General features: G+C 57.6%; 23 protein-coding genes and 1 pseudogene. 21 read left to right on the forward strand and 3 right to left on the reverse strand.

Annotation, left to right across the window (positions count from 1 at the left end; translation table 11 throughout):
- Window positions 1-191: 191 nt before the first annotated feature.
- The 9 genes from GOV80_RS19395 to GOV80_RS19435 all read left to right on the forward strand — a co-directional run bounded on the left by GOV80_RS19395 (window position 192) and on the right by GOV80_RS19435 (window position 11,048).
- Window positions 192-1,757 carry an arylsulfatase gene (locus tag GOV80_RS19395; protein WP_174819508.1) on the forward strand — a complete coding sequence of 522 codons (1,566 nt, stop codon included), beginning with the start codon at window positions 192-194 and terminating at the stop codon, window positions 1,755-1,757.
- A 71-nt stretch (window positions 1,758-1,828) separates the two neighbouring features.
- Entirely contained in the window at window positions 1,829-2,800 is a 972-nt protein-coding gene (locus GOV80_RS19400) for an HAD family hydrolase (protein ID WP_170787211.1), read from the forward strand.
- Window positions 2,788-3,786 (forward strand): AAA family ATPase, encoded by a 999-nt coding sequence (locus GOV80_RS19405; RefSeq protein ID WP_473774199.1) that lies wholly within the window; start codon window positions 2,788-2,790, stop codon window positions 3,784-3,786. The genes GOV80_RS19400 and GOV80_RS19405 overlap by 13 nt, the downstream gene beginning before the upstream one ends.
- Window positions 3,787-3,793: 7 nt before the next feature.
- A complete protein-coding gene (locus tag GOV80_RS19410) occupies window positions 3,794-4,771 on the forward strand; it encodes a DUF58 domain-containing protein (RefSeq protein WP_170787215.1) in 978 nt (325 codons plus the stop codon).
- Window positions 4,768-5,247 carry a DUF4381 domain-containing protein gene (locus GOV80_RS19415; protein WP_170787217.1) on the forward strand — a complete coding sequence of 160 codons (480 nt, stop codon included), beginning with the start codon at window positions 4,768-4,770 and terminating at the stop codon, window positions 5,245-5,247. The genes GOV80_RS19410 and GOV80_RS19415 overlap by 4 nt, the downstream gene beginning before the upstream one ends.
- Window positions 5,244-6,230, forward strand: a complete 987-nt coding sequence (locus GOV80_RS19420) for a VWA domain-containing protein (RefSeq protein ID WP_170787219.1) — start codon at window positions 5,244-5,246, stop codon at window positions 6,228-6,230. The genes GOV80_RS19415 and GOV80_RS19420 overlap by 4 nt, the downstream gene beginning before the upstream one ends.
- On the forward strand, window positions 6,227-7,756 hold the full coding sequence (locus GOV80_RS19425) for a VWA domain-containing protein (RefSeq protein WP_170787221.1): 1,530 nt from the start codon (window positions 6,227-6,229) through the stop codon (window positions 7,754-7,756). The genes GOV80_RS19420 and GOV80_RS19425 overlap by 4 nt, the downstream gene beginning before the upstream one ends.
- Window positions 7,753-9,081: a BatD family protein gene (locus tag GOV80_RS19430; protein WP_170775058.1), complete on the forward strand. Its 1,329-nt coding sequence runs from the start codon at window positions 7,753-7,755 to the stop codon at window positions 9,079-9,081. Before GOV80_RS19425 ends, GOV80_RS19430 begins: the two co-directional genes overlap by 4 nt.
- 17 nt (window positions 9,082-9,098) lie before the next feature.
- Window positions 9,099-11,048: a multiheme c-type cytochrome gene (locus tag GOV80_RS19435; RefSeq protein WP_170787223.1), complete on the forward strand. Its 1,950-nt coding sequence runs from the start codon at window positions 9,099-9,101 to the stop codon at window positions 11,046-11,048.
- Between the two features lie 125 nt (window positions 11,049-11,173).
- On the opposite strand, the gene GOV80_RS19440 is transcribed toward GOV80_RS19435, so the two are convergent.
- Entirely contained in the window at window positions 11,174-12,187 is a 1,014-nt protein-coding gene (locus GOV80_RS19440) for a helix-turn-helix domain-containing protein (protein ID WP_170787225.1), read from the reverse strand.
- 268 nt (window positions 12,188-12,455) lie between these two features.
- Between GOV80_RS19440 and GOV80_RS19445 the strand changes: the two genes are divergently transcribed.
- From GOV80_RS19445 to GOV80_RS19460, 4 genes are all read left to right on the forward strand, one after another.
- Window positions 12,456-14,111: a sulfatase-like hydrolase/transferase gene (locus tag GOV80_RS19445; RefSeq protein WP_336510180.1), complete on the forward strand. Its 1,656-nt coding sequence runs from the start codon at window positions 12,456-12,458 to the stop codon at window positions 14,109-14,111.
- A gap of 108 nt (window positions 14,112-14,219) precedes the next feature.
- A complete protein-coding gene (locus GOV80_RS19450) occupies window positions 14,220-14,936 on the forward strand; it encodes a porin family protein (RefSeq protein WP_170787227.1) in 717 nt (238 codons plus the stop codon).
- A gap of 88 nt (window positions 14,937-15,024) precedes the next feature.
- A complete protein-coding gene (locus GOV80_RS19455) occupies window positions 15,025-15,885 on the forward strand; it encodes a tyrosine-protein phosphatase (protein ID WP_170787229.1) in 861 nt (286 codons plus the stop codon).
- Window positions 15,886-15,942: 57 nt separating this feature from the next.
- On the forward strand, window positions 15,943-16,617 hold the full coding sequence (locus GOV80_RS19460; protein WP_170787231.1) for a lipid-binding SYLF domain-containing protein: 675 nt from the start codon (window positions 15,943-15,945) through the stop codon (window positions 16,615-16,617).
- A 250-nt stretch (window positions 16,618-16,867) separates the two neighbouring features.
- Here GOV80_RS19460 and GOV80_RS19465 read toward each other — a convergent pair whose 3' ends face one another.
- Window positions 16,868-18,166: a tetratricopeptide repeat protein gene (locus tag GOV80_RS19465; protein ID WP_170787233.1), complete on the reverse strand. Its 1,299-nt coding sequence runs from the start codon at window positions 18,164-18,166 to the stop codon at window positions 16,868-16,870.
- 173 nt (window positions 18,167-18,339) lie between these two features.
- On the opposite strand from GOV80_RS19465, the gene GOV80_RS19470 reads away from it, so the two are divergent.
- From GOV80_RS19470 to GOV80_RS19495, 6 genes are all read left to right on the forward strand, one after another.
- Window positions 18,340-20,037, forward strand: coding sequence for a sulfatase-like hydrolase/transferase (locus GOV80_RS19470; protein ID WP_170787235.1), 1,698 nt, complete (start codon window positions 18,340-18,342; stop codon window positions 20,035-20,037).
- A gap of 49 nt (window positions 20,038-20,086) precedes the next feature.
- Entirely contained in the window at window positions 20,087-20,569 is a 483-nt protein-coding gene (locus GOV80_RS19475) for a hypothetical protein (RefSeq protein ID WP_170775044.1), read from the forward strand.
- Window positions 20,570-20,632: 63 nt separating this feature from the next.
- Window positions 20,633-21,733, forward strand: coding sequence for an alpha/beta hydrolase (locus tag GOV80_RS19480; RefSeq protein ID WP_170787237.1), 1,101 nt, complete (start codon window positions 20,633-20,635; stop codon window positions 21,731-21,733).
- Between the two features lie 72 nt (window positions 21,734-21,805).
- On the forward strand, window positions 21,806-22,279 hold the full coding sequence (locus GOV80_RS19485) for a DUF3300 domain-containing protein (RefSeq protein WP_170787239.1): 474 nt from the start codon (window positions 21,806-21,808) through the stop codon (window positions 22,277-22,279).
- A gap of 14 nt (window positions 22,280-22,293) precedes the next feature.
- Window positions 22,294-23,103: a hypothetical protein gene (locus tag GOV80_RS19490; protein ID WP_170787241.1), complete on the forward strand. Its 810-nt coding sequence runs from the start codon at window positions 22,294-22,296 to the stop codon at window positions 23,101-23,103.
- 52 nt (window positions 23,104-23,155) lie between these two features.
- Window positions 23,156-24,427 carry an MFS transporter gene (locus GOV80_RS19495; RefSeq protein ID WP_170787244.1) on the forward strand — a complete coding sequence of 424 codons (1,272 nt, stop codon included), beginning with the start codon at window positions 23,156-23,158 and terminating at the stop codon, window positions 24,425-24,427.
- 147 nt (window positions 24,428-24,574) lie between these two features.
- Here the strand turns inward: GOV80_RS19495 and GOV80_RS22680 are convergent, their stop codons facing one another.
- Window positions 24,575-25,369: an IclR family transcriptional regulator gene (locus tag GOV80_RS22680; protein ID WP_170775035.1), complete on the reverse strand. Its 795-nt coding sequence runs from the start codon at window positions 25,367-25,369 to the stop codon at window positions 24,575-24,577.
- Between the two features lie 267 nt (window positions 25,370-25,636).
- Between GOV80_RS22680 and GOV80_RS19505 the strand changes: the two genes are divergently transcribed.
- Both GOV80_RS19505 and GOV80_RS19510 read left to right on the forward strand, forming a co-directional pair.
- Window positions 25,637-26,401 carry an SDR family oxidoreductase gene (locus tag GOV80_RS19505; protein ID WP_214648077.1) on the forward strand — a complete coding sequence of 255 codons (765 nt, stop codon included), beginning with the start codon at window positions 25,637-25,639 and terminating at the stop codon, window positions 26,399-26,401.
- Between the two features lie 16 nt (window positions 26,402-26,417).
- Window positions 26,418-26,703: pseudogene (locus GOV80_RS19510) on the forward strand (2-hydroxyhepta-2,4-diene-1,7-dioate isomerase); the annotation flags it as partial.

Here is a 26,703-nt window from a genome sequence, read left to right on the forward strand (position 1 = left end):
ATATAAATTTTTGCACGGCTCTGGCGTGAAATGACAAGTGAAATGTGCTATCACTTGATACGCGTGGACAGGATGTAAGTTGTCATCACACAGCCCGAGGCGTCTTGGGCAGCCGGGGGGCGTGACATCGTATCCATGTCCACAAGCCGAAGGCACTACCCCCGGTTATTTCGAGTTCAGGGAGACAAACATTGCTTTTATTCCGACAATTAGTCAAACGGGCCGCCCGTCCGCTCAGCGGTGGGGTTCTGGCGCTGGCCGCTCTGGGCGCGCCGGTGTTGGCCCAGGGCGCGAACGACACACCGAATTTCCTGGTCATCTGGGGCGACGATATCGGGTATTGGAACATCAGCGCCTATAATCAGGGCATGATGGGGTATGAAACCCCCAATATCGACCGGATTGCCAATGAAGGGATGTTGTTCACGCACAGCTACGGGGAACAGTCCTGTACCGCAGGGCGTGCGGCCTTCGTCACGGGTCAGTCAGGGTTTCGCACAGGTCTGCTGAAAGTGGGTCTGCCGGGGGCCAAGGAAGGCATGTCGCCGAAAGATCCCAGCATTGCCGAATACATGCGCTCCAAGGGGTATATGACCGGGCAATATGGCAAGAACCATTTGGGTGATCTGGACGAACACCTGCCCACCAACCACGGATTTGATGAGTTCTTCGGCAACCTCTATCACCTGAACGCCGAAGAAGAGCCTGAAAACGAGGATTATCCCAAAGATCCGGCCTTCCGCGAACAGTTCGGCCCGCGCGGTGTGATCCGGTCATCAGCGGACGGTTCGGTCGAGGATACCGGCCCGCTGACCCGCAAACGGATGGAGACCATAGATGAGGAAGTCACAGCCGGGGCACTGGACTTCATGCAGCGCGCCCATGATCAGGGTAAGCCGTTCTTCCTGTGGTACAACACCACGCGGATGCATATCCACACGCATCTCAAGGAAGAAAGTCAGGGCGTGACCGGGCTGGGCGTCTATCCTGATGGCATGGTCGAACATGACGGCATGGTCGGCCAGATGCTGGACAAGCTGGATGAGCTTGGCATCGCCGACAACACCGTCGTAATGTATTCAACCGACAACGGGGCCGAGGTGTTCTCGTGGCCCGATGGTGGCACTACGCCGTTCCGAGGTGAAAAGAACGACAACTGGGAAGGCGGTTATCGCGTTCCAATGATGATCAAATGGCCCGGCGTTATTGAGCCCGGTCGCAAGTCAAACCAGATCATCAGCCATTTGGACTGGTTCCCGACCTTCATGTCCGCGCTGGGCGATCCTGACATGAAGGAGCGCATGCTCACCGAGGCCCCCTTTGGCGAAGAAAACGAGCCCGTCCATCTGGATGGCTATGACTTCATGCCGTATTTCCGAGGGGAAACTGAGGTCGGCCCGCGGCGCGAGTTCATCTATTTCTCGGATGGCGGCGATCTGGTGAACCTGCGTTACAACCGCTGGAAAGTGGTCTTTGCCGAACAGCGCGCCCATGGGTTCGACGTCTGGCAGGAACCGCTGACTTTCTTGCGTCTACCCAAGATCATCGACCTGTATTCCGACCCGTTCGAGCGGGCGCAGGACGAATCCATCGGCTATTCCCGCTGGCGTCTGGACCGGACCTATCTGCTGGTACCCGCGCAGGCCATTGTGGCGCAGTTCCTTGGCACGTTCCAGGACTACCCGCCACGTCAGGAACCGGCCAGCTTCTCAATTGATCAGGTCCTGAGAAGCCTGCAAACAGCCGGCAGTCAGTAACGGCCTAGACCGGACAAAACTTCATGGCGCGGAGCGATGCCGCGCCATTTTCGCAACAAAAGAGATTTCTCATGAAACGCTATGTTTTTGCCGTGGCTGCCTTGCCGTTTGGTTCTTTTCCCGCGCTGGCCGATCCGCTGGCGTCCTGGAACGACACCGCCACCAAAGCCGCCATTATCGACTTTGTCGAACGGGTGAGCGATCCGAACTCTTCCGATTTCGTCCCCGAAGAGGCCCGCATTGCGACCTTTGATAATGACGGCACGCTGTGGGGTGAACAGCCGGTTTATTTCCAGCTTATCTACGCACTCGACCGCCTGAAGGAAAAGGCTGAGGCGGACCCATCGATCCTGACCTCGGATGTCCTAAAGGCTGCCGCTGCAGGCGATATGGCCGCCGTCGCCGACGGGGGAGAGGCTGGTTTAATGGAAATCCTGAACGTGTCCCATTCGGGTCTGTCGGTGGACGCATTTCAGGCCGATGTGGCCGACTGGATCGCTACCGCCCGGCACCCGGACACCAACCGGCCCTATAACGAGATGGTCTATGCCCCCATGCTCGAGTTGCTGGATTACCTCGAGGCCGAAGGGTTCCAGACCTGGATCGTCTCGGGCGGTGGCCTGCATTTCATGCGCGCCTTCGCCAGCGAGACCTATGGCATCCCGATCAACCGCATCGTCGGCTCGGTCACGCCCACCAGCTATGAGGTCGTGGATGGCGTTCCAGTGGTCATGAAAGGCCCCGGCATCGCCTTTCTGGATGACAAGGCGGGCAAACCGGTGGGGATCGACTCGCATATCGGGCGGCGTCCGATCTTTGTGGGCGGCAACTCGGACGGCGATTTCCAGATGCTGGAATATGCCACCGCAGGCGACGGCCCGGCGCTTGGCGTGATCGTGCATCATACGGATGCCGACCGCGAATACGCCTATGACCGCGACAGCCATATCGGCAAGCTGGTGCACGGGCTGGATGAGGCGGACGCCCGCGGCTGGGTCATCATCGACATGAAAGAGGATTGGGCGAAAGTATGGCCGGAATGAATGACACTCCCAACCCGCGTACGCATATTGACGCCCTGCGCGAACGCATGGGTCAGGCCATTATCGGCCAGCGCGACGTCATCGAGCGCCTGTTGATTGGTTTGCTGGCCAATGGCAATCTGCTGGTCGAAGGTTTGCCGGGGCTTGCCAAGACCCGCGCGATCAAGGCGATGGCCAAGAACCTGGAAAGCGATTTCAGTCGCATCCAGTTCACACCCGATCTGTTGCCCTCGGACGTGACTGGCACGGATGTCTACTACCAGACCGAAAAGGGCGGCGAATTCCGGTTCGAGGCCGGGCCTATCTTTGCCAATATCGTGCTGGCCGACGAGATCAACCGTGCCCCCGCCAAGGTGCAGGCCGCCTTGCTTGAGGCAATGGAGGAACGGCAAGTCACGGTGGGCGGGACCACGCACAAGATGGCCCCATTGTTCATGGTCATGGCGACCCAGAACCCGGTGGAGCAGGAAGGCACCTATGCCCTGCCTGAGGCGCAATTGGACCGGTTTTTGATGCATGTGCTCATCACTTACCCTCCGGTCGAGGATGAGGTTGAGGTCGTGCGGCTGGTCCGCGCAGAAGAGATCGCCGCCCAGAGCAAAGCAAAAGGCGAAAAAACCGCCCCAATCCCGCAACAGGCAATCTTTGACGCCCGGTCCCAGATCGGTGGAATCCATGTCTCGGACGCTATCGACCGCTATTTCGCCGATCTGGTGCAGGCCACCCGGACGCCCGAGGCCTATGGCGACGATCTGCGCCGCTGGATCGAGGTCGGCGCAAGCCCGCGCGCCTCGATCGCGCTGGATAAATGCAGCCGCACCCATGCCTGGCTGAGCGGGCGCGATTATGTCGACCCCGAGGATGTCCGCGCCATTGCGCCAGATGTGCTGCGGCACCGGCTGGGGCTGACCTACGAGGCCCATGGCGAAGGGATCAGCGCCGATCAGGTGATTGCCGAGATCCTGATGCAGGTCGCACTGCCGTGAGGCGCAGATGTTGAACCGAAACGCATCCCTCAGGCTGGGGCGCGTCAAACCCCGGCCCGCCGAAACCGACGACCCGCGCGTTCGGGTTGATATCGCGCATCTGCGGGCGCTTGAGACGCGCGCCAAGGCGCTGCGGTTTCTGCCGCGCCAGCCTGCGCGCTCGGTGCTGAATGGCCGCCACGCCTCGCGCCTGCGCGGGCGCGGGCTGAATTTCGAGGAACTGCGCGGCTACCTGCCCGGTGACGACATCCGCGCGATTGACTGGAAAGTCACCGCCCGCGCCGGTGAGCCCTATATCCGCGTCATGACCGAGGAACGCGACCGTCCGACGCTGATCGTGGTGGATCAGCGCATGTCGATGTTCTTCGGCTCGGTCCTGAACATGAAATCGGTCACCGCGGCTGAGGCTGCGGCCTTGTCGGCCTATCGGATTTTCGATCAGGGCGACCGGGTGGGCGGCATCGTCTTTACCGACGACAAGATCGCCGAAATCAAACCCGCGCGCAGCCGGGCCACGCTGTCGCGCTTTATGGCCATTCTGGCGGAGGCGAACGGACAATTGCACGCCGAGGCCCCCGAGACCGATCCGATCCGCCTGACCGACGTGCTGCGCGCCGTCGCTCGGATCGCACCGCGCGATCATCTGATTGTGGTGCTTAGTGATTTCGATGTGATTGATGCAGAAACCGAACGGTTGGTCTCAGGCCTGTCACGGCGCAACGACCTGATCTTGGGACTGATTACGGATCCCTTCGCCAAGGACCTGCCTCGCGATCTGTCACTGATCATCTCGGACGGAGCGTTGCAGGCTGAAATCAAAACATCCGACTCAATACAACATGCGGCGCTGAGAGAATTCGCCAGCGCCCGCGTGGCGCAGGTTCTGGATTGGCAGCGCAGGTTCGGCGTGCCCGTTCTGCCGCTGACAGCGGCCGAGGAAACCCTGCCGCAGATCCGGCATCTGATGGGGCTGGGACCGAAATGAACGAAACGGAAATCCCCACCGGCACTTCGCTGGTCGACCTGCTGGATCAACTGGTTGTGCCAGATCCGCCGCCGCCCGTGTCGATGATGCCGCAAACGGTCGGCTGGGCCGTTGTGGGCGCGCTTCTAGCAGCGATGGCGGTACTTGTGCTGTGGCGCATGATTACCCGGTACCGCGTCAACGCCTATCGCCGCGCAGCGCTGGCAGAGCTGGCGCAGGCCGCGGATGACCCCGCGCAGGTCGCCGAAATCCTGCGTCGCACGGCGCTGGTGGCTTATGACCGGCGCTTGGTAGCCGGATTACAGGGAATGGACTGGATCGCCTTTCTGGAACGCACCGAGGGTGCATCGTGGAATGACGCTCTGCGCCCGCTTTTGCTTGATGCACCCTATCACGGCAACACCGGAGCCTCGCCGGATCTGACCGCGCGCGTCGCCCGCTGGATCAAGGCACATAAGCGCGAGGTGGCCTCATGATCCAACTGGCGTTTCCATGGGCTTTTCTGCTTCTGCCACTGCCCTGGTTGATCTGGCGTTTCGCGCCACCGCACAGAGAACGCGTGACGGCGCTGCGGGTGCCCTTCTTCCGTCAGGTCTCGCATGCGCTGGGGCAGGAACCACGCGCCGGATCTGTGGTGTTGGCCCGAACGCGGATACAGATGATCACGGCAGCGTTCTGCTGGGGGTTGATCGTGATCGCACTGGCAGGGCCAGAACGGGTCGGTCGCCCCGTCGAGATCGAAAAATCAGCCCGCGACATGATCCTTGCCATCGACGTGTCTGGCTCGATGGACACTGTGGATTTCACGGATGCACAAGGCGAGAAACGGCAGCGTTTCTCGGCCGTTCAGGATGTTGTACGCGCTTTTGTGCAGGGGCGAGAAGGCGACCGGGTGGCGCTGATCGTATTTGGGTCCAAGGCGTATTTGCAGGCGCCGCTGACCGAGGATTTGCAGACGATCACCGATCTTTTGGACCGCACGCAGGTTGGCATGGCCGGACCCCAAACGGCGCTTGGCGATGCTATCGGGCTGGCGATCCATACCTTCGAAGCCAGTGAGATTGACGAACGCGTCTTGATCCTGTTGTCCGACGGCAGCGACACCTCCAGCCGGATGGACCCGGTGAACGCAGCCGAGATTGCCAAAGACAACCGCGTGACCATCATGACCATCGGCGTTGGCGATCCCGAAGCTTCGGGCGAGGACAAGGTGGATGTCAAAACGCTTGAAGACATCGCTCGCCGCACCGGTGGTCAGTACTTCTTTGCCGCCGACCAGTCCGCCCTGACCGCCATCTATGCCCGAATCGACGAACAAAGCCCGCGTCAGGTCGAAACCCTGTCCTATCGCCCGCGCCAGTCTTTGGCGTGGATACCACTGGGGTTGGCTGCGCTGCTGGGTTGCGCCGCGATGGGATGGTTGTCGTTGGGCCACCGTGGTGGGAGGGCGCAGGCATGAGCGATCTGCTACTGGCCATGTCGGTGTTCCATTTCCTACGGCCGCTCTGGCTGCTGCTGGTGCCAGTGATCGTCGGGTTATGGTGGCTCACCCGACGACGTCGGTCCGGGCGTAGCTCCCTGTCTCAGGGCATCGCGCCGCATCTGCAAGCTGCGATGGAAGTCGGACGCAATCAGGCGCACCGCATTCGGCCCATAGATGGGGTTGCGCTGACTTTGTTGTTGCTCGCCGCGGCGGCTGCAGGACCGACTTGGTCACGGCAACCCAACCCTCTGGTGGCGCAATCCGCGCCGGTGGCAGTGGTTCTGAAAGTCACCAAATCGATGGACGCCATCGATATTGCACCCAGCCGTCTGGAACGCGGCAAGCAAAAGATCCGCGATTTTCTAGACCTGAGGGCAGGGGGGCGATCGGGGTTGGTGGCCTATGCAGGCAGCGCGCATGTGGTGGTTCCAATGACCGAGGATGCCTCGATCATCCTGCCTTATCTCGAAGGGCTTTCGCCAGACGTGATGCCCAAGGAGGGCGCGGATTTTGCACAAGCCCTGAGCCGCGCTCAAGCCCTGATCGAGGACGAAGGCGGTGGTGCGTTGTTGCTGGTTGCCGATGGTCTTGATCCGGCGGATGTGAGTGCGGTCGAAACCGCCCCGATGCCGGTTGCGGTTCTGTCCATGCTGCCCGAAGGCACGCGCGACCGAGGGCTTGATGCGCTCGGCAATCGGGTGATCGCTGTGCAGCCCGATGGCAGCGATATCCGGCGTCTGGACCGGACGCTGAATGCCTCATACCGGCAAAGTCTGCTGGAAAACTCTGATGACCCATGGCTGGATCGTGGGCCGCTGCTGGCGTGGCCTGCGGCACTGTTGCTGCTTTTGTGGTTTCGGCGGGGCTGGACTATGCATTGGGGTGCCGCGGTCTTTGCACTTATGCTGATGGCGCCCGGGCAGGCGCGCGCCGACGGCCTGGCTGACTGGTTCTGGACGCCTGACCAGCAGGGGCAGCGTGCCTATGATCGCAAGGATTATACGCGCGCCTCTGAACTGTTCGGTGACCCGCTGTGGCGCGGATGGGCCATGTACCGGGCGGGCCGCTATGCCGAAGCCGTGCAGGTGCTGGACCGTGTGGATACCGCACAGGCTGCCATGATCCAGGGTCTGTCAAACATCCGAAATCGGGCTTACCGTGACGGGGTTCGGTCGTTCGAAACCGCTCTGACGCGCGACCCGGACTATCCTGGTGCTGCTGAAAATCTGGAGATCGCAAAACAGATCGTCGCGTATGTCGAAGCCGCGCAAGAGGCGCAGGATACGCAGGACCAGACCGAGCTGCGCGCCGATGACGTGACCTATGACAACGAGGAAAACAAAGGTCAGGAGCTTCAGGTCGACCTGCCGCAAGAGGACGCCGCCGCCGGGCTGCAGAGCGCCGAACAATGGATGAACTCTGTTGATACCGAGACTGGGGATTTCCTGAAAAGTCGCTTCTTGCTGGAAGCGACGCAGGCGGCTGCGGAGGGCGAGCAATGAAACTCTGGCCTGTCTTAGCGGCTCTTTGCACATCAATTGTACCCGATGTCGCGGCGGCGCAAGACCCGTTTCCAGGTTTCAAATCCAACGCCGAGATCAAGGCCGAGGAAGACGCCCGCGACGGCAGTGAAGCCGCCACGCCAACCGAGCCCGTCGCGCGGGTCGAAATGTCGGCCATGGACGTCGTGCCCGGTCAGGCGCTGGATATGCGGGTGACCGTTTTGGTGCCGACCTACATGCCCAGCCCTCCGGTGTTTCCGACCTTTGATCAGCCGAACCTGATGATCTCGTTGCCTGAAGGCGGGTCGGGCCCCGTGACTGAGCGTGTGGGCGCCAGCAACTGGTCGGGTGTTAGCAGACGCTACAAGGTGACGCCGATGGTGGCGGGAAATTTTGGGATTCCGTCGCTGGAGATCACGGTTACATGGGCCGACCCCGAGACCAACGCGCCTGTTGAAACGACGCTCTCTCTGGCTGCGCAGAGCTTCACTGCCACGGTGCCTAGTGGGTCCGAGTCGCTTGACCCTTTCATTGCCGCTGAAGCGCTGAGTCTGACGCAGACCGTCGAGGGATCAGCCGAGGCTCTGGAACCCGGCGATACTCTGACCCGCACTATCACTGCTGAAATTACGGGAAGCAGCGCTATTCTGCTGCCCGCGCTTGCGCCCACGGGCGCTTTGCCCGGTTTGGCGGCCTATCCTGACAGCTCGACGGTGCAGGACCGGGAGAATCGGGGAAAGACCGTCGGCACCCGCTCCGAACGTACGGTTTATTTGGCGGAAAGCGGCGCTCAAAGCAGCCTGCCTGTCATCAAGCTGCGTTGGTTCAACACAAACACGGGACAGATCGAAACCACGTCGGTCGAGGCCATCCCCTATAACGTCGATGGCCCGATCTTGCCGCGCGTGGCCGATGCCGACCGGGCGACTCTGATCTATATGGCTTTAACCGTGCTTCTGGGAACTCTGGCCGCCATAGGATTGATCCGCCACAGAGCCCGCAAGCGTGACGCGTCCCTACCGCCCCCGACAGAGGCCAGCCTGTTCCGCGACCTGATGCACACCGTCAAGGCACGGGATCTTCACACCCTCTATGGCGCATTGGACCGATGGGCGGCGATGACACAGGGTGCCGACCCGCGTCGACACACAGACGTCCAGCTTGCCCTGACCAATATCGGTGCCGCCGCCTATGGCCCGCAAGACAGCGAGCCGGGGGCAGCCTGGGCTGCGCTTGCAAGGGCCTTGTCCGCCGCCCGGCACTCGGGCACTCTGACCCGCGCGGCACAGCCTTTGCCCGCGCTGAATCCCACGGGCCCTGCCTGACCGACCGAAGGACTCTGATGCGCCTGCTCATTTCTGCCCTGTTAACCCTTACTGGCCCTGCTGTGCCGGCTATCGCTCAAAGCGCAGATTATGTCGGCTCGGACGCCTGCACCGAATGCCACCGCGCCGAGGCTGATGCCTGGAAAGGCTCGCACCACGCGGGGGCCTGGACTGAGGCCGTACCCGACAACATCCGCGCGGATTTCAACGGGACAACTTTCACGTTGGGCGACATGACCGCGCGGTTTCGGATTGAAGCAGACGGCACCCACCACGTTACCGTGACTGAGCGCGACGGTGTGACAACCGACTACCCGGTGCATTCAGTTGTCGGTGTCGAACCTCTGCAGCAATACTTGCTGGAAACCGAGCCCGGCCGGTTGCAGAGCTTCGACGTGGTCTGGGATACGGAAAAGTCCGAATGGTTCCACCTTTACCCGGATCAGAACGTGCCACCCTCGGACGCGCTGCACTGGACGGGGCCGTACAAAAGCTGGAACGCGCGCTGTGGCGTCTGCCATGCCACCGGGTACGACACCGGATACGACCCGGCCTCGGATACATATCAGACCACTCAGGCCGAGATTGGCGTCGGCTGCGAGGCCTGCCATGGCCCCGGTCGTGATCATGTGGGATGGGCTCAGAGCGCTGGCGAGCCCCCCTTGAACTTTGGATTGTCGGCTGACCTGTCGACACCGCAAGGGCTGATCCAACAATGCGCCGGATGTCATTCCCGACGCGAGGCGTTCTTTGATGGCAACCCTGAACCGGGCACCGCCTATCACGACGCCTACAACCTATCGCTGCTGCGGCCCGGCCTCTATTACACCGATGGTCAGATCCGGGATGAGGTCTATGTATACGGGTCGTTCCTGCAATCGAAAATGCATGAAAAGGGCGTCACCTGTTCCGATTGCCACGATGCCCATAGCGCCGAAGTCATAGCTGATGGCAACGCCGTCTGCGCACAGTGTCATAACCCCGATGGCAACCCGCGCTTTCCCAGCCTGCCGCCGGTCGAATTCGACAGCCCCGCCCATCACCATCACCCAGAAGACAGTGCCGGGGCGCAATGTAGGTCCTGTCACATGACAGAGCAGGTCTATATGGGCAATGACTGGCGGGCCGATCATTCCTTCCGCATCCCCCGCCCGGATCTGAGCGCCGAGACTGGCGTGCCGGATGCCTGCACCAGCTGCCACACCGATCAGACCCCGGACTGGGCCGCAGCACGGCTGCGCGACTGGTTCCCAGACAGTTCCAACCGCGGGCCGCATTTCGGGCAGGTTTTGGCGCGGGCGCAGATCAATCCCACATTGGCCTCGGACGATCTGGTGGACCTGGCCCTTAGTGCCAGCAGCCCGGCACTGATCCGGGCGACTGCCATCTGGCTGATCGGCCAGACCGGCGACCCCAAACAGATCGGGCGCATTTCGGATATGGTCAACGCGGCAGACCCCGTGATCCGATCCGCCGCTGTCGAAGCCATGCACAGCCTGCCCGGTCATGAGCGGGTACAGCGAGTGTTGCCCATGCTGGATGATCCCAGACGCAATGTCCGAATTGCGGCGGCGCGTGGGCTCTATAATGCGCCCATCGCGCATTTGCCTGACAAGATTGCGGCCGCGTTCCGTTCGGCGATTGGCGAGTGGCAAAGCGCGATGGCTGCGCGGCTGGACTTTCCCGAAACCCATTTGCAACTGGGCGGTTTTGCGTTGACCACCCGCAACCTTCCCGCCGCCGATCAGGCCTTTGCCCGCGCCGTTGAAATGGACCCCATGCTGGTCGACGCCTGGATCATGCGTATCCGCATCGCAGCGGTTTCCGGGCAGCAGGAAAAGGTCGAAGAACTCATCGCGGCTGCCAGTCGCGCCAACCCAGGCGACTTTGCTCTTGAAAGCCTGATCGCCCAACTGACCGGAACCGAGATGAACCTGTTGCCCCCACCCGCCGAGCCGGACGAATAAGTTGACAGGTTCAAAGCGCACAGAATTCCCCTGTTGGTGCTTGCCACCGGAAACATGTTCATGGTGTCCCTTTTAGAGCGTCGCGGGCTGGATGTCGGGTGGTGGGTATCGCCGGGCCCGTGTGTTCAAGCTCTTATAGGACAATTTATTCCGAGGTGCTTGAAGACCGTCACGCTCTGCGTCTCTGACGGCAATTCGCCAAAAAACAGCCGATAGTCTCGGGCGAATTGCCCCATGTGCCAAAACCCATGTTTGTTGGCTATATCGGCAATTGATTTCGCTCCAGCCCCGTTCAGTAGATCTTCGCGAACACCGTCCAATCGCAGTCGCATATAATATGCTTTTGGACCATACCCGAAGCGTTCGTTGAAAGCGCGGTTCAGGGTGCGCAATGACGCGCCGGTTGCTGCGCACAGGTCTTCGATGGAAACGGGCTCCAGCGCATTGTCGTTCATCATCTCCAAAGCCCGGTTAAGGGCGCGGCGTCTGGTTTGGGCTGAACTCTTGTCTTGATGAACTGCGCTGCTGGTCAGGATGGCTAACACTTTGATCATCAGAGCTTCTTCAACATCTTCGTTCCATGGCTCATCCGAGTGTTTCAACAGATTTGCGATTTCTCGTTCCAGCCAATCCATTCTGCGCGCATTACCATCGGAAATCTGTAGTCGCAGCGCCGGGCCTTCGCTTGCGATAGAATATCCGCAACACTGGGCGAGCTTCTGGAACCGCCGGGTGTTAAAAGAAACGACATTGCCAAAGAAACGTCCCGTAGACACGCCGTCGAAACCATCTTTGTTACCAAAAGTTAGAAAGGCGTCGTCGTCGAGCGCACATCCTTGCCAGGAATCTATTGTACCTCTGCGGGAAATGCCGAATGTGCTCCACCCGTCGGGTGAGACGCCGCGTTGGTGAACCGCACCGCTGAGCGAGATGTTCAAAACAGAACATGTCGGGCTAGAGCGCACCGCGATTTGTGTGGACAAAGGGCCGGGGTCAAGCTGGCGAAAATCCAGTTCCCAGGGCGTCATCGCGGCAAGGTCATTGGGATGCATCAGATCTAGCACGATCGCAGAAGGGGTCGCTTCAGCGGCCTTGGCATCGTATTCCTGAGGATTTGGCCGATTTTTGATGTGGTCCATTTCAGCATCCTGACAGTTTACCGGTAAAGAAAACAAACTGGAGGGGGGCCAAGTCAAGTGTCGCGTCAAGCTTCCAAGTCTCGCATGGGCAGACCACGTCTGCCAAATGCCGACGCCCGTTCCAAAAGGGTTGTGACCTTTGTCACCCCGCCCGAGTACCGACGCCTAACAGAGCTGGCACATCAGTCCGATCAATCATTATCGGCCCAATGCCACGACCTTCTTGTGGCGGCGTTGCAAGACGTAACCACCAACTGGAGAGCCTGCAGTGACGATTAGTTTGAGATATATGGCGTTGGCCACAACCATGTTTACATTCCTAACCGGGGGGCAGGTTGTTGCGCAAAGCGACCCCATTGTACACGACGGCGAATTCAGCTTTTTGCGTGCTCAGTTTGGAGAGGAGTGGGACGCGCAGGATCTCGAGATCGACGCCAAACTTGCTGAAATTCGTGAGGCCAACGGGGGTAAGCCTCCGAATTTTTTGTATATTCTGATTGACGACATCAGCTTCGGCCAGATGGGCGAGCGAAAGATGAACTATGTGATGGGGATCGAGACACCCAATATCAACGGTTTTGCCCGCGAAGGCATGTCGCTGATGCGGATGTACACTGAACCGTCCTGCACGCCGACACGTACAGCTATGTTGACCGGTCGGCATCCGATCCGGGCCGGGGTTGAAGAGGTCAAGGTCGCTCTGGTTGGTGAGGGTCTGCCTGCCAGCGAAGTGACGCTTCCCGAGATTCTGAAAGAGGTGGGGTATAACACATCTCACGTTGGCAAGTGGCATCAGGGCGATATCGAAGAGGCCTATCCCCACAATCAGGGTTTCGACTACGCAGCCTTTCCGCTGCACCAACAGGTGCAGCTAAGCCTGATGACCCGCGAGGCAATGCAGGCCAACAATATGTTGGGATACCATGCCTCGGGTCAGAACAACCAATTTTTGCTGGACGAGCGCTTTAAACCCTACGGCTTGGTGACAGGGGTTGAGGCCGAAGCAGGCGGGCCCGCGCGCGAGGTTGAAATGGCCCCGGGCGAAGAGTGGACACAGGCCAAATATGAAGAGATGAATGAGCGCTATCAGGCGCAAGCGATGGAGCAGCTTGAGCGCGTTGCGGCGCTGGATGAGCCATTCTTTCTGCAATACTGGCCGCTTTACCCGTTGAACTTTGTCTACCCGGATCAAGCCCTCTCGCGCAACGGCGGGTTTCATGCGGACAAGTTGCAGCTTTTGGACGAATGGATCGGAGACGTTCTGGCCAAGCTAGAGGAGACAGGTGAGGCCGACAATACCATCGTCATGATCATGGCCGACAATGGCCTGATGTATCACTACGAAGGAACCTCTGGCCTGAACCAATTGATCTATCGCGGCGGCAAAACTCAGCATCTGGAAGGCGGGGTGCGCACGGATGCGTTTATTCGCTGGCCCGGTGTGATCGAAGCTGACAGCGCTGCAGGGGACATTTTCCACGTCTCGGATATTTACACCACGATCGCGCGCATTGCCGGGGCGACAGAATTCATTCCGCGGGACCGAGTAATTGACGGGGTCGACCAAACAGCGTTGCTGCTGGAGGGTGAAGGTAATGGGCGGCGTGATTATGTTTACGTCTACGAAGGCCCCGTGCTGCGGTCGATCGTCAAACAGGAATTCAAGATGCATCTGCCTGCGCCGGGTGCTCCGGGGGCTGCTGCGCCGACCTACAATGTCTATAGGGACCCGCGCGAAGAACATCCGCTAGTTGGGTATTCTCTTTGGGCCGGCGCCTCGTTCCAGGACATGGTCAAGCGACATCAAAAGATGATGGCCAAATATCCCAACTCGGAAATTGGTAAAGACATTCCCTACGGCGGTATTGAGAACTTGCGTCCTGAAAGTGAGGAAACACGCGACGTGTTCATGAGCTGGCAATAAACCACTCAGCCGGGCGCAGAGCTTGCACCTCTGCGCCCCTACGCACTTAGAAATTTCACAAAGGCCCTGAAAATGAACAGTACCTTTTTCGCCGGAAAGAGATGGCGCTTGTCTGCGATTGCCTGCGCGTTTTGGGCCGGATTTGCTCTGCCCGCGAAGGCAGATAACCCGACCTGGGATTTTACCGCCTACCTGTATCTCTGGGCGCCCGCATTAAGCGGTGAAACAACCACTGGGAACAGCATCGATGTAAGTTTCAGCGACATTCTGGACAATCTCGACTTCGGGTTGATGGGCGCTGTCAAAGCGCGACGCGCAAAGCTTTCGGTCTTTGTCGATGCACTGTATCTCAACCTGAGCAACGATCAAAATAGTGCCGTCGGTCCGGGTATCCCTGCCTCTTCGGATGTCGATGTCGAAGGGACCGTATTTACGGGCTCGGTTGGATACGATTTGGTTGATGCGCCAGGCACCCTTTTCACAGTTTTAGGCGGGGTAAGAAGCCTGAACCTAGACAATACCGTTGACATCGAAGTCTCCGGCGGCTCGCAACGTGTGTCGGGTAAGATCAACAACTGGGACGTTGTGGTCGGTCTGCGTGGAACACGCCAGTTCAGTGATCGTTGGGGGATGTCCTACTATGCGGATATCGGTGCCGGAGAAAGTGACCTGACAACTCAGCTTAGCTTGGCTGCAAATTATAAGATCAACAATTGGGACCTGGTGCTGGGCTATCGGTATCTCGATTGGAACATCGGTAATTCGCAGGCGATTTCGGATTTGACCTTTGACGGTCCCTTCGTCGGCGCTCGGTTTGATTTCTAAGGTCGAAACGTGACCCAAACCTGAGGTTCACCAAACCCTTGACGGTCATTCCCATCATCACCCTAAGACCACCCGGAAGGAGAAACAAATGACCATTGTACGCGCGGCAATCGTAGCTCTCGCCTTATGCGGGTTGGGGGATGCTGAGCAAACGCAAGCCTCCGAGGATCGCGCCATCCCGATTGAAGGCGTGGCCAATACCAGGGACTTAGGCGGATTGCAGACCAAAGACGGGCGCAGCATTCGAACCGGGCAACTTATTCGTTCCGGTGAAATTGATCGTATGGGTGCCGACGGAATGGCTCTTGTCGAGGATCTGGGGGTTACTTCCATAGTGGACCTAAGAACCACGTTGGAATCGATCGCTGACCCTGTTTTGTGGCCGGATGGACAAGGGCCTGAACGCTACAATTTCCCGGTCATGGAACAAGAGGCTCAGATGATCGAAGACATGCGTGCAAGCATCAAGTCAGGGACGGCGACCGAGACGCAAACGGACACTCTCTTTTTCGAGGCCTTCGGATATATCGCCACTGACTACACAAAAGAATTTCGTGCTTTGTTTGACGTCCTGATCGAGCAACCGGAGGGGGAGGCTGTGCTGTATCACTGCTCGGGTGGAAAAGACAGAACCGGTGTTGCCACTGCCTTGGTGTTGAGCGCGTTGGGCGTCACCCAAGAAGACATCGAGGCAGATTTCATGATGAGCAACGTTCTCAAGGATGCCCGCAACGCATCCGTGAAAATTGCTGATCAAGTGAACGCTGAACGCGGCACGAACATGACCCCTGAAGCGGTCTGGCCCTCGTTGGGTGTTCGAATGGAGTATTTGAATAACTTCTATAGCAGTGTGAACGAGACTTACGGTTCGGTCGACAATTACCTGCATGAGGGCCTTGGGCTGACAGATCAGGATCTGGAAAAGCTGCGCAATAGATACTTGAACTAATCCGAAGTCAGCTATGCTATCTGTGACAGCAAGTGCTTTTTTGCCAAGTCACTTCGGATGAACAGGGAGGATAAGATGTTGCGTTTCATATTTTTCGCCGCATTTTTGTTTGTTGGCATTTTAGGGTTTCCCACCGAGCAATCCGCATATGCGGAAAACCTTCTGGACAAGGTGACGAAAGGCGTTTCCGACGCGGCCAAAAAGGCAGGTGATGTCGCTGAAACTGCAAGCGAGGCTGTTTTGGACACGACCAGTGGTTTGACCGCGTCCGAAATCGACAATGGGGCAAGTGCCGCACTTGATCAATTGTACAGCAACTCATCCGAAGCCAGAGACTTGTCCGAAGAAGCGATAGCCATTTTGATTTTTCCGAAAGTCACTGCAGGTGGCTTGGTCGTCGGAGGTCAATTCGGTGAAGGCGCCATGCGAGAGAATGGGGTCACAACGGGCTACTACAATATTGCGGGTGCCTCATACGGGTTTCAGGCGGGTGTTCAGCAATTCTCATATGCAATGTTCTTCATGAACGACGCTGCCCTTGAATATTTTCGCAACAACAATGGCTGGGAGGCAGGCACCGGACCGACACTGGTTGGTGGTGATCAAGGCTGGTCTGCTTCCATGGGCACCAATGACCTTCAAGGAGATATCGTTCCAATAGTGTTCGGTCAGGAAGGTTTGATGGCGGGAACTAGTCTTAAGGGGACAAAGATCAGCAAAATCGATAAGTAAAGGCGGAGTTAAACCTTTGGGTTTGCAGCGGATGCTGGTTGTTCTACCGATCTCGGTCATCCCTATTGTTCTTCGGCAAAAAAGTGTGCCCGCTGTTGCCTATGTGAAGCCCAAACCATGTTTGCGCGATCGACATAGCTCCGAAGCATGTAGGCGGAGTCCGCGTGATCGTAACTGGCCGCGACACGTCTCCGCTCGCCAGCCCAACCCACGCAATCAAAAAAGGAAACAATACTACAATCGAATGGACTTATCGCGAGACCGGATCGATCCATCCAGCAGCCGCCAATTGTCGCAAAACACGTTCTGCATCGGCTATGTCCTCGAACAGGGCTTTTAGGACCTGCGAAACACGGCTTTCCGGCCACGACGTTTGAAACGCAACAACCATTTCCCTAGCTTTTTCATGCTGTCCAGATGCCTGATAGGCAGCGATAAGATGGGCGGTGTTGATCTCGCTTATGGGACCTCCAGAACGGACCGCTTGCGTCAGGTGAGTGATCGACTTTTGGTATTCACCCGCGTGGAAATACGCATTCCCCAACGTGTTGCGCCAAGGCAGTCCCCGTCCGGGGCGATGTTGATGAAGTTTTGGGTTTGCGTTGGCTATCGCCCGTTCGAAATCGCCCGAAAACACCGAAATTATGGCATCGATTTCAAGCGCGTATAGGTCATCGGGCTCAAGCTCTAAGGCACGGCGACTGGAGGTTTGCGCTGAAGCAAAATCGCGACGTACCATTTGCGAAAAGGCCCTGGCGGAATGGCTCCAGGATTTGGTCGAATCCAGTTCGAGCGCGCGTTCCGCCAATTCATTAGCTGATTGCATATAGGCCTGACGCATCTCCGCGTTGGGGGACAGCCCGGCAAGAATGGTCGACGCCTGCGAAGCCCCCGCGTAGCTGCCATAGTAGTTCGGGTCCAGTCGCATTGCCTCTTCAAACATGTCCAGCGCGGCTGAAACGCGCACCAGTTCGGGCGCTGGGAATAGCAAGCCCCGCGCCTCTTGGGTCATGTTTCTGGCCAACAGGTTGGTGGGATTATTTTCGAACAACGCGGATCGTGCTTCAGGCGATAGCGCCTCAGGGGTTGTGTCCGTGCGCAAGAAGCTAAAATAGACCGCTGCCGCAAGCCCTGCAACAAGAGTGCCTCCCAGAACCCATTTTACCCGAAATGCGGGACGAGCCCGAGGGGCCAGCTCGGTCGTCTTAGACCTCAGTTCGAAACGTGGGGTGTAGCCCCCCTTGTCGATATAAATACGCACCGGGTCCTCTCGACCTTCGGTGCCATAGTAAAGATCTAACCTTTGGCGCAATCTGGTGGCATCGACCCTGACCACGTTTTCTGGCGCACCATCGGCACATGGGCCTTTGTGGTACACCTCTTCCAGGATCCTTTTTCCCAAAATCATGTCTGGTCGCCCGGCCAGTTCCTGTTCGACCACGTAGGTCAGGAAAGCCCTCAGGCGTTCGGCCCCGCCGAATTCGTCGCTTTCAACAACGCGACGCAGAGCGGCTTGCTTTTCCTCTCTGTCAATTTCGGTCTCAGCCATAGGCGGGTCGCCTCACAGACAATCTGTAACGGTTACACGCCCCAAGTTACATTGTTCGGTTGCGTTTTGCATCATCCAATTGTCTGCACAACCATCTGATGGTTCAGGCTGTTTCGGAAGTTTCCGACCCGCAGGGCGATCAGGGTTCTTGGATCAGAAAACGGGATGATAGCATGACAGAGCCGCGCAATAGCCACACCCTCGCAACCGCGCTGATCGCAGGTATTTCGGTGTTGACCGGCACGCAAGTCGGCGCGCAGAGCGGGCCGATCGTCAGGGACGCCGAATACTACATTCTCGAAGCGCAGAACGGCGAAGAATGGGCGCGCGAAGATCAGGAAATCGACGCAGCACTGGCCCAATTTCAGGACGCCAATGACGGCAAGCCACCGAATGTTCTGTATATCTTGATTGACGATATCGGCTTTGGCGATCTGGGCAGTGAAACCCTGAACATGATCCGTGGCTACAAGACCCCCGCGATCAATCAATTCGCCGCCGAAGGTATGCGGCTGGCGCGGATGTATACGGAACCTTCCTGCACACCAACCCGCGTGGCTTTTATGACCGGCCGACAGCCGCATCGGAATGGGATGGGCAACACGCAGGTCGAGTTAGCGGGCTTCGGCCTAGCTGAAGATGAGGTGACACTGGCCGAACTGCTGTCAGATGCCGGATACAACACCGCCCATATCGGAAAGTGGCACATGGGCGATATCCGCGAGTCCTGGCCAAATTACCAAGGTTTCGATTTTGCGGCTTTTCCGATCCATCAGCAGGGTCAGTTGACGATCTATCACGACGATGCAGCCGACGAGGAGGTCTCGATTGGGATCGGCGACAACAACTATGACGATCTCTATACGATGGATCGTTGGTTGCGCACTGACGCTTCGCGTTTGGCCACTGGAGTGGAAGGCGTGCGCAACGAGGACGTGCGCGAGGTCCATATGGAACCGGGCGAACGTTGGAACGAAGCCAAGTACCATGAAATGAACGTGCGATATCAAGAGCAGGCAATGGAACAGCTACGTAGCCTTGCCGCCAAGGACGAGCCGTTCTTCTTGCAATACTGGCCGCTTTATCCGTTAACCGGACCGCGCACGACAACCAGCGAATACACGACGCCCAATGGCGGTCACTATGTCGAGAAAATGAAGCTGGTGGACACCTGGATCGGCGACCTTTTGGCCGAGATGGAGACGTTGGGCGTCGCCGACAACACCATCGTCATCATTATGGGTGACAACGGGCATTTCACAAAATACGCGCCTCAGTCAGGTTACACGCCCATGATCTTCCGGGGCGGCAAGGGTGCCACGACCGAGGGTGGCGTTCGCGTGGACGCCTTTGTTCGCTGGCCCGAGATGATCCAGGCCGGATCGGTTGTTGGCGATATGGTCCATGTCACCGATCTGTTCACAACGCTAGCGCGTGTGGCTGGGGCCACCGATGCAATTCCGCGGGATCGGGTTATCGACGGCATTGACCAGACGTCCCTGCTGCTGAATGGCGAGGCGCATGGCCGCCGGGACTACGTGTTCCTCTACAACATCGACAAGTTGGAGGCCGTGGTTAAAGAGCAATACAAGCTGGCGATCCCCGGCGGAAACATCGAAAACGCGATCCTCGCGGATTTCTACGACCTGTTTCGCGACCCACAGGAAAAATATCCCGTCTCGACCGAGATCGGTGCCTGGGGCAGCGCGAAATTCGTCAACATGATCCAGCGGCATTTCCTACGCAAACAGAAATACCCCGATACGCCTCCGGGCACCGGTGTCCCTTATGACGGGATCGTCAACCTACGTCCCGAAACCAAGGCTGTTGTCGAGGAGTTCTTCTTCATGCGGCAAACACCCGAACAATAAGTCCCCTGAGACACATCCTTTGAAACCCTATTCCGAGTAGGAGACCGCAATGATCCCGTTTATTTCTAAGAAAACAGCACTCAATACCGTTGCCATCCTGGCGCTTTCCTTTACTCAGATACCTGCGGCCACAGCGCAGACGGCCAATGCCCCCTGCGGAGAAAACCTGCCGCTTTCCGGAAAGATCACCTTTAACGGCCAAAGCTTCTCGATCCTTGTTGGGGTTCGATGGGGCAAAGGTGTTCTGACCTTGAATGACGGGCAAGAGATCCCCTTCTCGGCCAACGGCGTGAAGGCCTTGGAGTCGGGTGCTCGCGTGGGCGAGATTGAGGGTGAGGTATATGGTCTGACCGACCCGCTGGATTTTGTTGGGCAATATTTCGGAGTGGCCGGTGGTGTTGTCCCGGTTCAATCGGCTGGTGATATTACGCTGGTCAACGCTGCGTGCGTAGTGATCGTTGCGCGCCATAAATCCACGGGTGTAAAGCTGTCGGCCCCGGTCGAACAATCCATAAAGATTCAGTTCCAATGACGCCTCCGGGGGGCGCCCAATATAGCGGCCCCACTCGACAGACCTGTAACAGGACTGGTTTCAATGCGCTTTTTGATCGTCATGCTGCTAAGTGTTTGCGCGGGGTGCGGCGGGCCCCAAAACCTTGTGGGCGTCGAAACCGCAATACCGGTTTCCAGCGTTCCGGAACTCACCCGCCATAGGATCTACATTGCGACGCCGCGCGCTCTGTCTGACGACCCAACCGAGTTCTTTTCAGGCGACCGCGCCTCTGACATGAGCTTTGCTGCTGTCGACGTCACCATCCCCCCGGATCATCAGAAAGGGAATATTGAACGACCGTCATCCCTGCCTGCCGACCCACGCAAGCATTTCGTGATCACAGCACCGCAGTTGTTCAGTGACGGAACCCAATTCCGGCAAGAAGTCAGCCGTTCGGTGCGAGCTTTGCCCCGCAATGATCACGAAGTGCTGTTGTTCGTGCATGGCTATAACACGAACCTGACCAGCGCGGTTTTGCAAATGGCCCAATTCGTCGAAGATTCCGGATACAAGGGGGTCCCGATCTTGTTCACCTGGGCTTCAAGCGGGCAGACCGTCAAATATGTCTACGACATAAACAGCGCCCTGATCGCTCGAGATCACCTGGTCAGCATGTTTTCCGTCATGGAAAGCAGCAACATTGAAGGATACGATCTAGTGGCTCATTCGATGGGCACATTCCTGGTCATGGAGGCCGGGCGGCAGATTTCAATGACGACCGGGCTGAACCCGACGGGGAAGGCCCAAAACGTCGTTCTGGCCGCACCCGATATAGATATAGATCTGTTTCTGACGCAAATTCGCAGGTTTCCGGAACAGTATCGACGGTTCGTCGTGCTTGTGTCTCAGGATGACAAGGCGCTTAGGGCCAGCCAACGGGTCGCCGGCGGTGTCTCGCGTCTGGGACAGATCCCAGCCGAGGATTTGGCCGAACTGGGCGTTAATGCAATCGACCTTAGCGCAGTCAAAAATACGGGCTCATTGGCACATTCGAAATTCAAGGACTCGCCCGAAATCGCGCAGTTGATCGGCACTGCCCTGAGTGAAAACTCAAGTTTTGAATCGGATGTCAGTTTTCCTGTGGGTCGCAAAATTGGCACCGGTATCGACGGGTTGCTGCAAGTTGTGAGGGTGGGCGGATGAATAGACCGTCCAGTCGCTTCAGTAACTGCCTTGTTCTCGGCTTTAGCGAATTTCGGAAAAGGAATCCCTGAGATGCGCACAAGATCGACCGTTCTTTTGGCATTTCTATGGATCGCTGCCGTGTTGGTTGCACCCGTCGGAGCAACGGCGCAGAACACAACGACCGAGCAAGCGGCAGAAACAGCGGACGAGGCCCAGTTTGCGGCGGAAGAGCTTCAGAAACTTACCGCTCCGGTTGCGCTTTATCCGGGTACGCTGCTGATTCAGATGCTTGTCGCGGCGACCTACCCGCTTGAAGTGTCCAAGGCAGATCAGTTTGTTCAGGATAACGCGGGCCAACAGCCGGACGCCCGCAAGACGCTGATCGAAGAACAGGGTTGGGATGGCAACGTGACAGTGTTGGCCACCGCATTCCCGGAAACACTGAAGAAAATGGCCGCACATACCGAGTGGACCGAAACGATCGGGGCCACAACCCCGGCCAACGCGTGGTGCAGACGACCCGCGGCGCAGATAGTCCGTCACATGCAAAATGACGCTGGTTGAGGAGAAATTGAAACATGCATCGGAAAAATTTGTCCGAAACACAACGGAGTAGCCATCAGGGAAAACGTACCCAGATCGCAGCATGGAAGCCTGCTGTCGCCTTGGCGCTGACTTTTGCACCTCTTTCCGGACAGGCTCAGGAGGCGGCATCCGGGTGGGATTTCGCGCTGACCCCATATCTTTGGATGCCCAGTCTGAATGGCGATGTATCTCCGGGGCCGCGAGCGCCGACATTGGGTGTCGATGCGTCTTTCAGTGACCTGCTGGACGAGCTGGAAATCGGTTTCATGATTGCTGGATCAGCAACAAAGGACAGGTTCGGTATCTTCGGTGATCTACAATATTTCGATTTCGACTCGGACGCTTCAACACCTGGCCCGGCATTTAGCTCAGCCGTTATCGACACGGATATTCTGATCGCAACGCTTGGCACAGAATACGTGGCACTAGCAACTCAAGCATCCGAATTGAAACTGGCTGTTGGCCTTCGGTATTATGACGTATCCATTGACGGTTCGCTCAGTGCCGGGACCGTTCCGGGCCGTGAGGTCAGCGGAGGGGACGATTGGTTCGATGGTATCATTGGTCTTCGCGGTCAATCATATGTTTCAGAAGACTGGTATGTGACTGGTTGGGCATTTGTCGGAGGTGGGGGGTCGGATTTCACCTCGGATGTGTTCGGCGGTTTCGGCTACCGGGTAAGTAACACCGTGGATGTGGTCGGTGGCTACCGGTACTTCTCTGTCGATCGCGAGGATGGAGACGGGTTCGTCTATGACGTTGAACAGCACGGTTTGCTCATTGGAGTGAAATTCAAGCTGTAGACAACGACAACTGTCGTCGGGGCCGTAGCTTGCAAACCAATATGAGGCTGAAATGACAATATCCATTGTGTCTCTGCGTTCGTTGTTTGTGTCCATTGGAATGATCCACCTGTCGACGGCGGCTTTGGGCACCTTGGTGTCATTGCGCATTGCGGATTCCGGTGGCAGCCAAGAGGCAGCGTCTTTCGTCGCTGCAAGCTATTCTATGGGTTTCTTGCTTGGGTGTTTCTTTATCTTTCGGCCTTTGGCCCGGATTGGTCACATACGGGCATTTGCAGCCTCGGCGGCATTGTGCAGCCTGTGTGCCCTGTTGTTGTCGATCTCAGAAAACACCTTGGTCCTAATTGCGGCGCGATTTGCGACAGGATTGGCGACGGCCAGCCTGTATTCCATTGGGGATGCGTGGATCAACGACTCTGCACCCGCAAATAGCAGAGGGCGCATCCTGTCCATCTACTACATCGTTTTGGGTGTGACGTCTGTCGCAAGCCAGGCCTTTATCATACTGTTCTCGGGCGATTTGTCCGAAGCGTTTGTGATGATGTCCGCACTTTATTCGATTGCGATCATCGTTCTGGTGCCGACCCGAACCTCTCCACCCAGTGTACCTGCGCACGCGCAGTTGCGCCTTATCGCGTCCTTCCGGGAATCCCCAACCTCGTTCATCGGAGTGTTTGTGAACGGCTTCGTGTTGGCGCTGCTGCTGACCGTTTTGCCCTACCAGGCTTCGGTCGCCGGGATGAGCGCAAATATGATCGCGTTTGTCGTAGCAGCCTTCTACTTGGGTCGTATTCTGTTTCAGTTTCCAATCGGCCACGCATCAGATCGAATGGACCGCCGTTATATGATCGCGGCGATGTCACTGAGCGCCGCCTTGACCGTCATGATCCTGTCCATTGCCTCACGCAACGAGGGGTTTACAATCGCCGGGGAAAGCGGGCTCGTGCTGCAAGTTGTTATGATCATCGGTTCTGTGTTTCTGGGAGGACTGATCATGCCGCTCTATTCGGTCCTTGTTGCGCATGCCATGGACCGCACAGTTCCTGTTTATGTCGGCGCCACAGCTGTCACCTTGTTGTTTGTCTACACCGTAGGCAGTGTGGTTGGGCCAATTTTTGGGGGGATCGGATCTCTTCTTGGCAGTGACAGAGCTGTCCAATGGATGTGTTGGGTGCTGATGTTGGTGGCTGGTATGTTCACCGTTGTCCGCATTAAAATGCGCGAGAGCGCCCCCCACGCTGAGGCTGCCAGTGGGGTAGCCGCGTCTCCGACGTCAGTGTCCATATCCCCAGAAACAAAAAGGCCTGAGCATTCGCGTTTCTAAGCGATAACTTAAGGGAACTGTGCACCGGTATGAGCCGGGAATAAGCCAACGGCATTTATCCGAGGGCTGCCGCCAATGAATGCACCGGATATCCTGCGTCCGTTGTTGGGTCAGCGGAGCTTCAATGGGGCCACATGACCTTTCCCGTCAATGCTCGGTCAGTAAACTGCTTTCGCCTGAGTAGAAATTGGTAAGCTCGTCGGCCAAAGACTGATACAACAGATGTACTTCATCCAACGATGGCACGTCTAACTTGTCGATACGCTCGACATAGGGGCAGTTCACGACACAAATTGGCACACGTTCACGGTCGAAGACGGGAAAGGCAAGGTTCGTGACGCCCACTGCTGTTGCAGATGGCATACGCTCGTAACCAACTTCCCGAATACGGCTCACATGCTCTAGGAACTCACTGCGGTCGATTTCCGGTTCTCCCTGTGCCAACCGATGCATATCCAGAAGTTCTTCGATCTGCTGGTCACTTCGAAACGCAGCCAAAACGCGGCCAGTACCTGTGTTGCTTAGGCCAATGACAGTGCCCACGCGCAACGAAAACACCCAATTTCCTGGGGCCGAAACCGAAGCAACGACGACGATGTCTCCATTGCTTTCCATACCAAGGTGACAAGACTGCCAGGCAAGTCTGGTGACTGCGCGCATTTTGGGGGAGGCAACCTCCATCAGGCGTTCAATTGGTGGATGCCCCTGGGACACTGCGAACATTTTCAGGCTTAGGGAGTAAAGATCACCGTCCTTCGATCGAACGACATACCCCCGCCGCACCAATGTGGATAGCATTCGGTAAATTTCGCTTTGCGAACGTTGCAAGGCTCGCGCAATTTCACCTTGTGATATTCCGTCGCCGTGAAGGGCAAGAAGCTCAATAATATCAAGTCCTTTTTCTAACGCTGGAGCGCGGTATTTCTCGGACGAATTTGCCACTTTGCCCTCCTGGTCAGGCCGATGAGTCTGAGCGTTCGATCATCGCTTGGGTCGTAATCAGAAGTCAATGTTGATTTATAAATGAAAGTATGATTTGCATTTAAATAATATAGTGGGGAGGAATCGTGGTAGAAAAGACCGCCCAAGCCAAATTCCAGAGCGCTGACGCATTGCTGGTCTGAGCGAGGCTGAAGTCCAATGTAAAACTCAGGCTAAAGACGGCTGGCTTTGATCGCTCACATCGGCCAACACATAACATCTGAACTAATGATCGAGATCGATATGAACCCAACTCAGGGCCGAATGGCCGGAAAAAAAGCTTTGGTTACCGCTGCGGGGCAAGGCATCGGACGCGCCAGCGTCGAGAGGTACGTGGCTGAGGGCGCTCAGGTGATAGCTTGCGACATCAACGACGACACCTTGGCTGAACTGGCCGAACTCGAAGGTGTCACCGCGTTGAAGCTGGATGTCACAGACGCGGATGCAGTGACAGAAGCGGTGGAGCAAACCGGTCCTCTGGATGTTCTGTTCAACTGCGCAGGCTTTGTGGGCGCGGGCTCGATCTTGGATTGTGACGAGGGCCAGTGGGATTTCAGTTTTGATCTGAACGTCAAGGCAATGTACCGGCTGGCCAAGCTGGTGCTGCCGGGCATGTTGGAGGCCGGCGGGGGGTCGATCATCAACATGTCCTCGGTTGCGTCTTCGATTAAGGGTGTGCCGAACCGGTTCTCTTATTGCACGTCCAAGGCTGCGGTGATCGGGCTGACAAAGTCAATTGCAGCGGATTTCGTAACACAGGGCATTCGCTGCAACGCAATTTGCCCCGGAACCGTAGACAGCCCCAGTTTGCATGACCGTTTGCGGGCAACTGGTGACTACGATCAGGCACTGAAAGACTTTATCGCGCGGCAACCGATGGGGCGGATTGGCCACGCAGACGAGATTGCAGCGCTGGCGACCTATCTGGCCAGCGATGAAAGTGGATTTACCACTGGACAGACTTTCGCCATCGACGGCGGCTGGACCGTGTAAGCAAGGAGAGACTTAGATGAAACTGCTGCGTTATGGCCTGGCTGGTCAGGAAAAGCCGGGGCTGCTGGATGGAAACGGCGCGATCCGTGATTTGTCGGGCACGATTGGAGACATCTCGGGCGAGGTGTTGTCCGATGCCGGTCTTGATGCTTTGCGAGCGATCGACACGGCAACCTTGCCGTTGGTCGAGGGCAACCCGCGCATTGGGGCCTGTGTGGGCCAGGTCGGCAAGTTCATCTGCATCGGCCTGAACTATGCCGACCACGCCGCCGAAAGCGGCATGGAGCTGCCCGCCGAACCAG

Source organism: Ruegeria lacuscaerulensis (genome assembly GCF_013034685.1).
In the GTDB taxonomy this organism is placed as follows: domain Bacteria; phylum Pseudomonadota; class Alphaproteobacteria; order Rhodobacterales; family Rhodobacteraceae; genus Ruegeria; species Ruegeria lacuscaerulensis_B.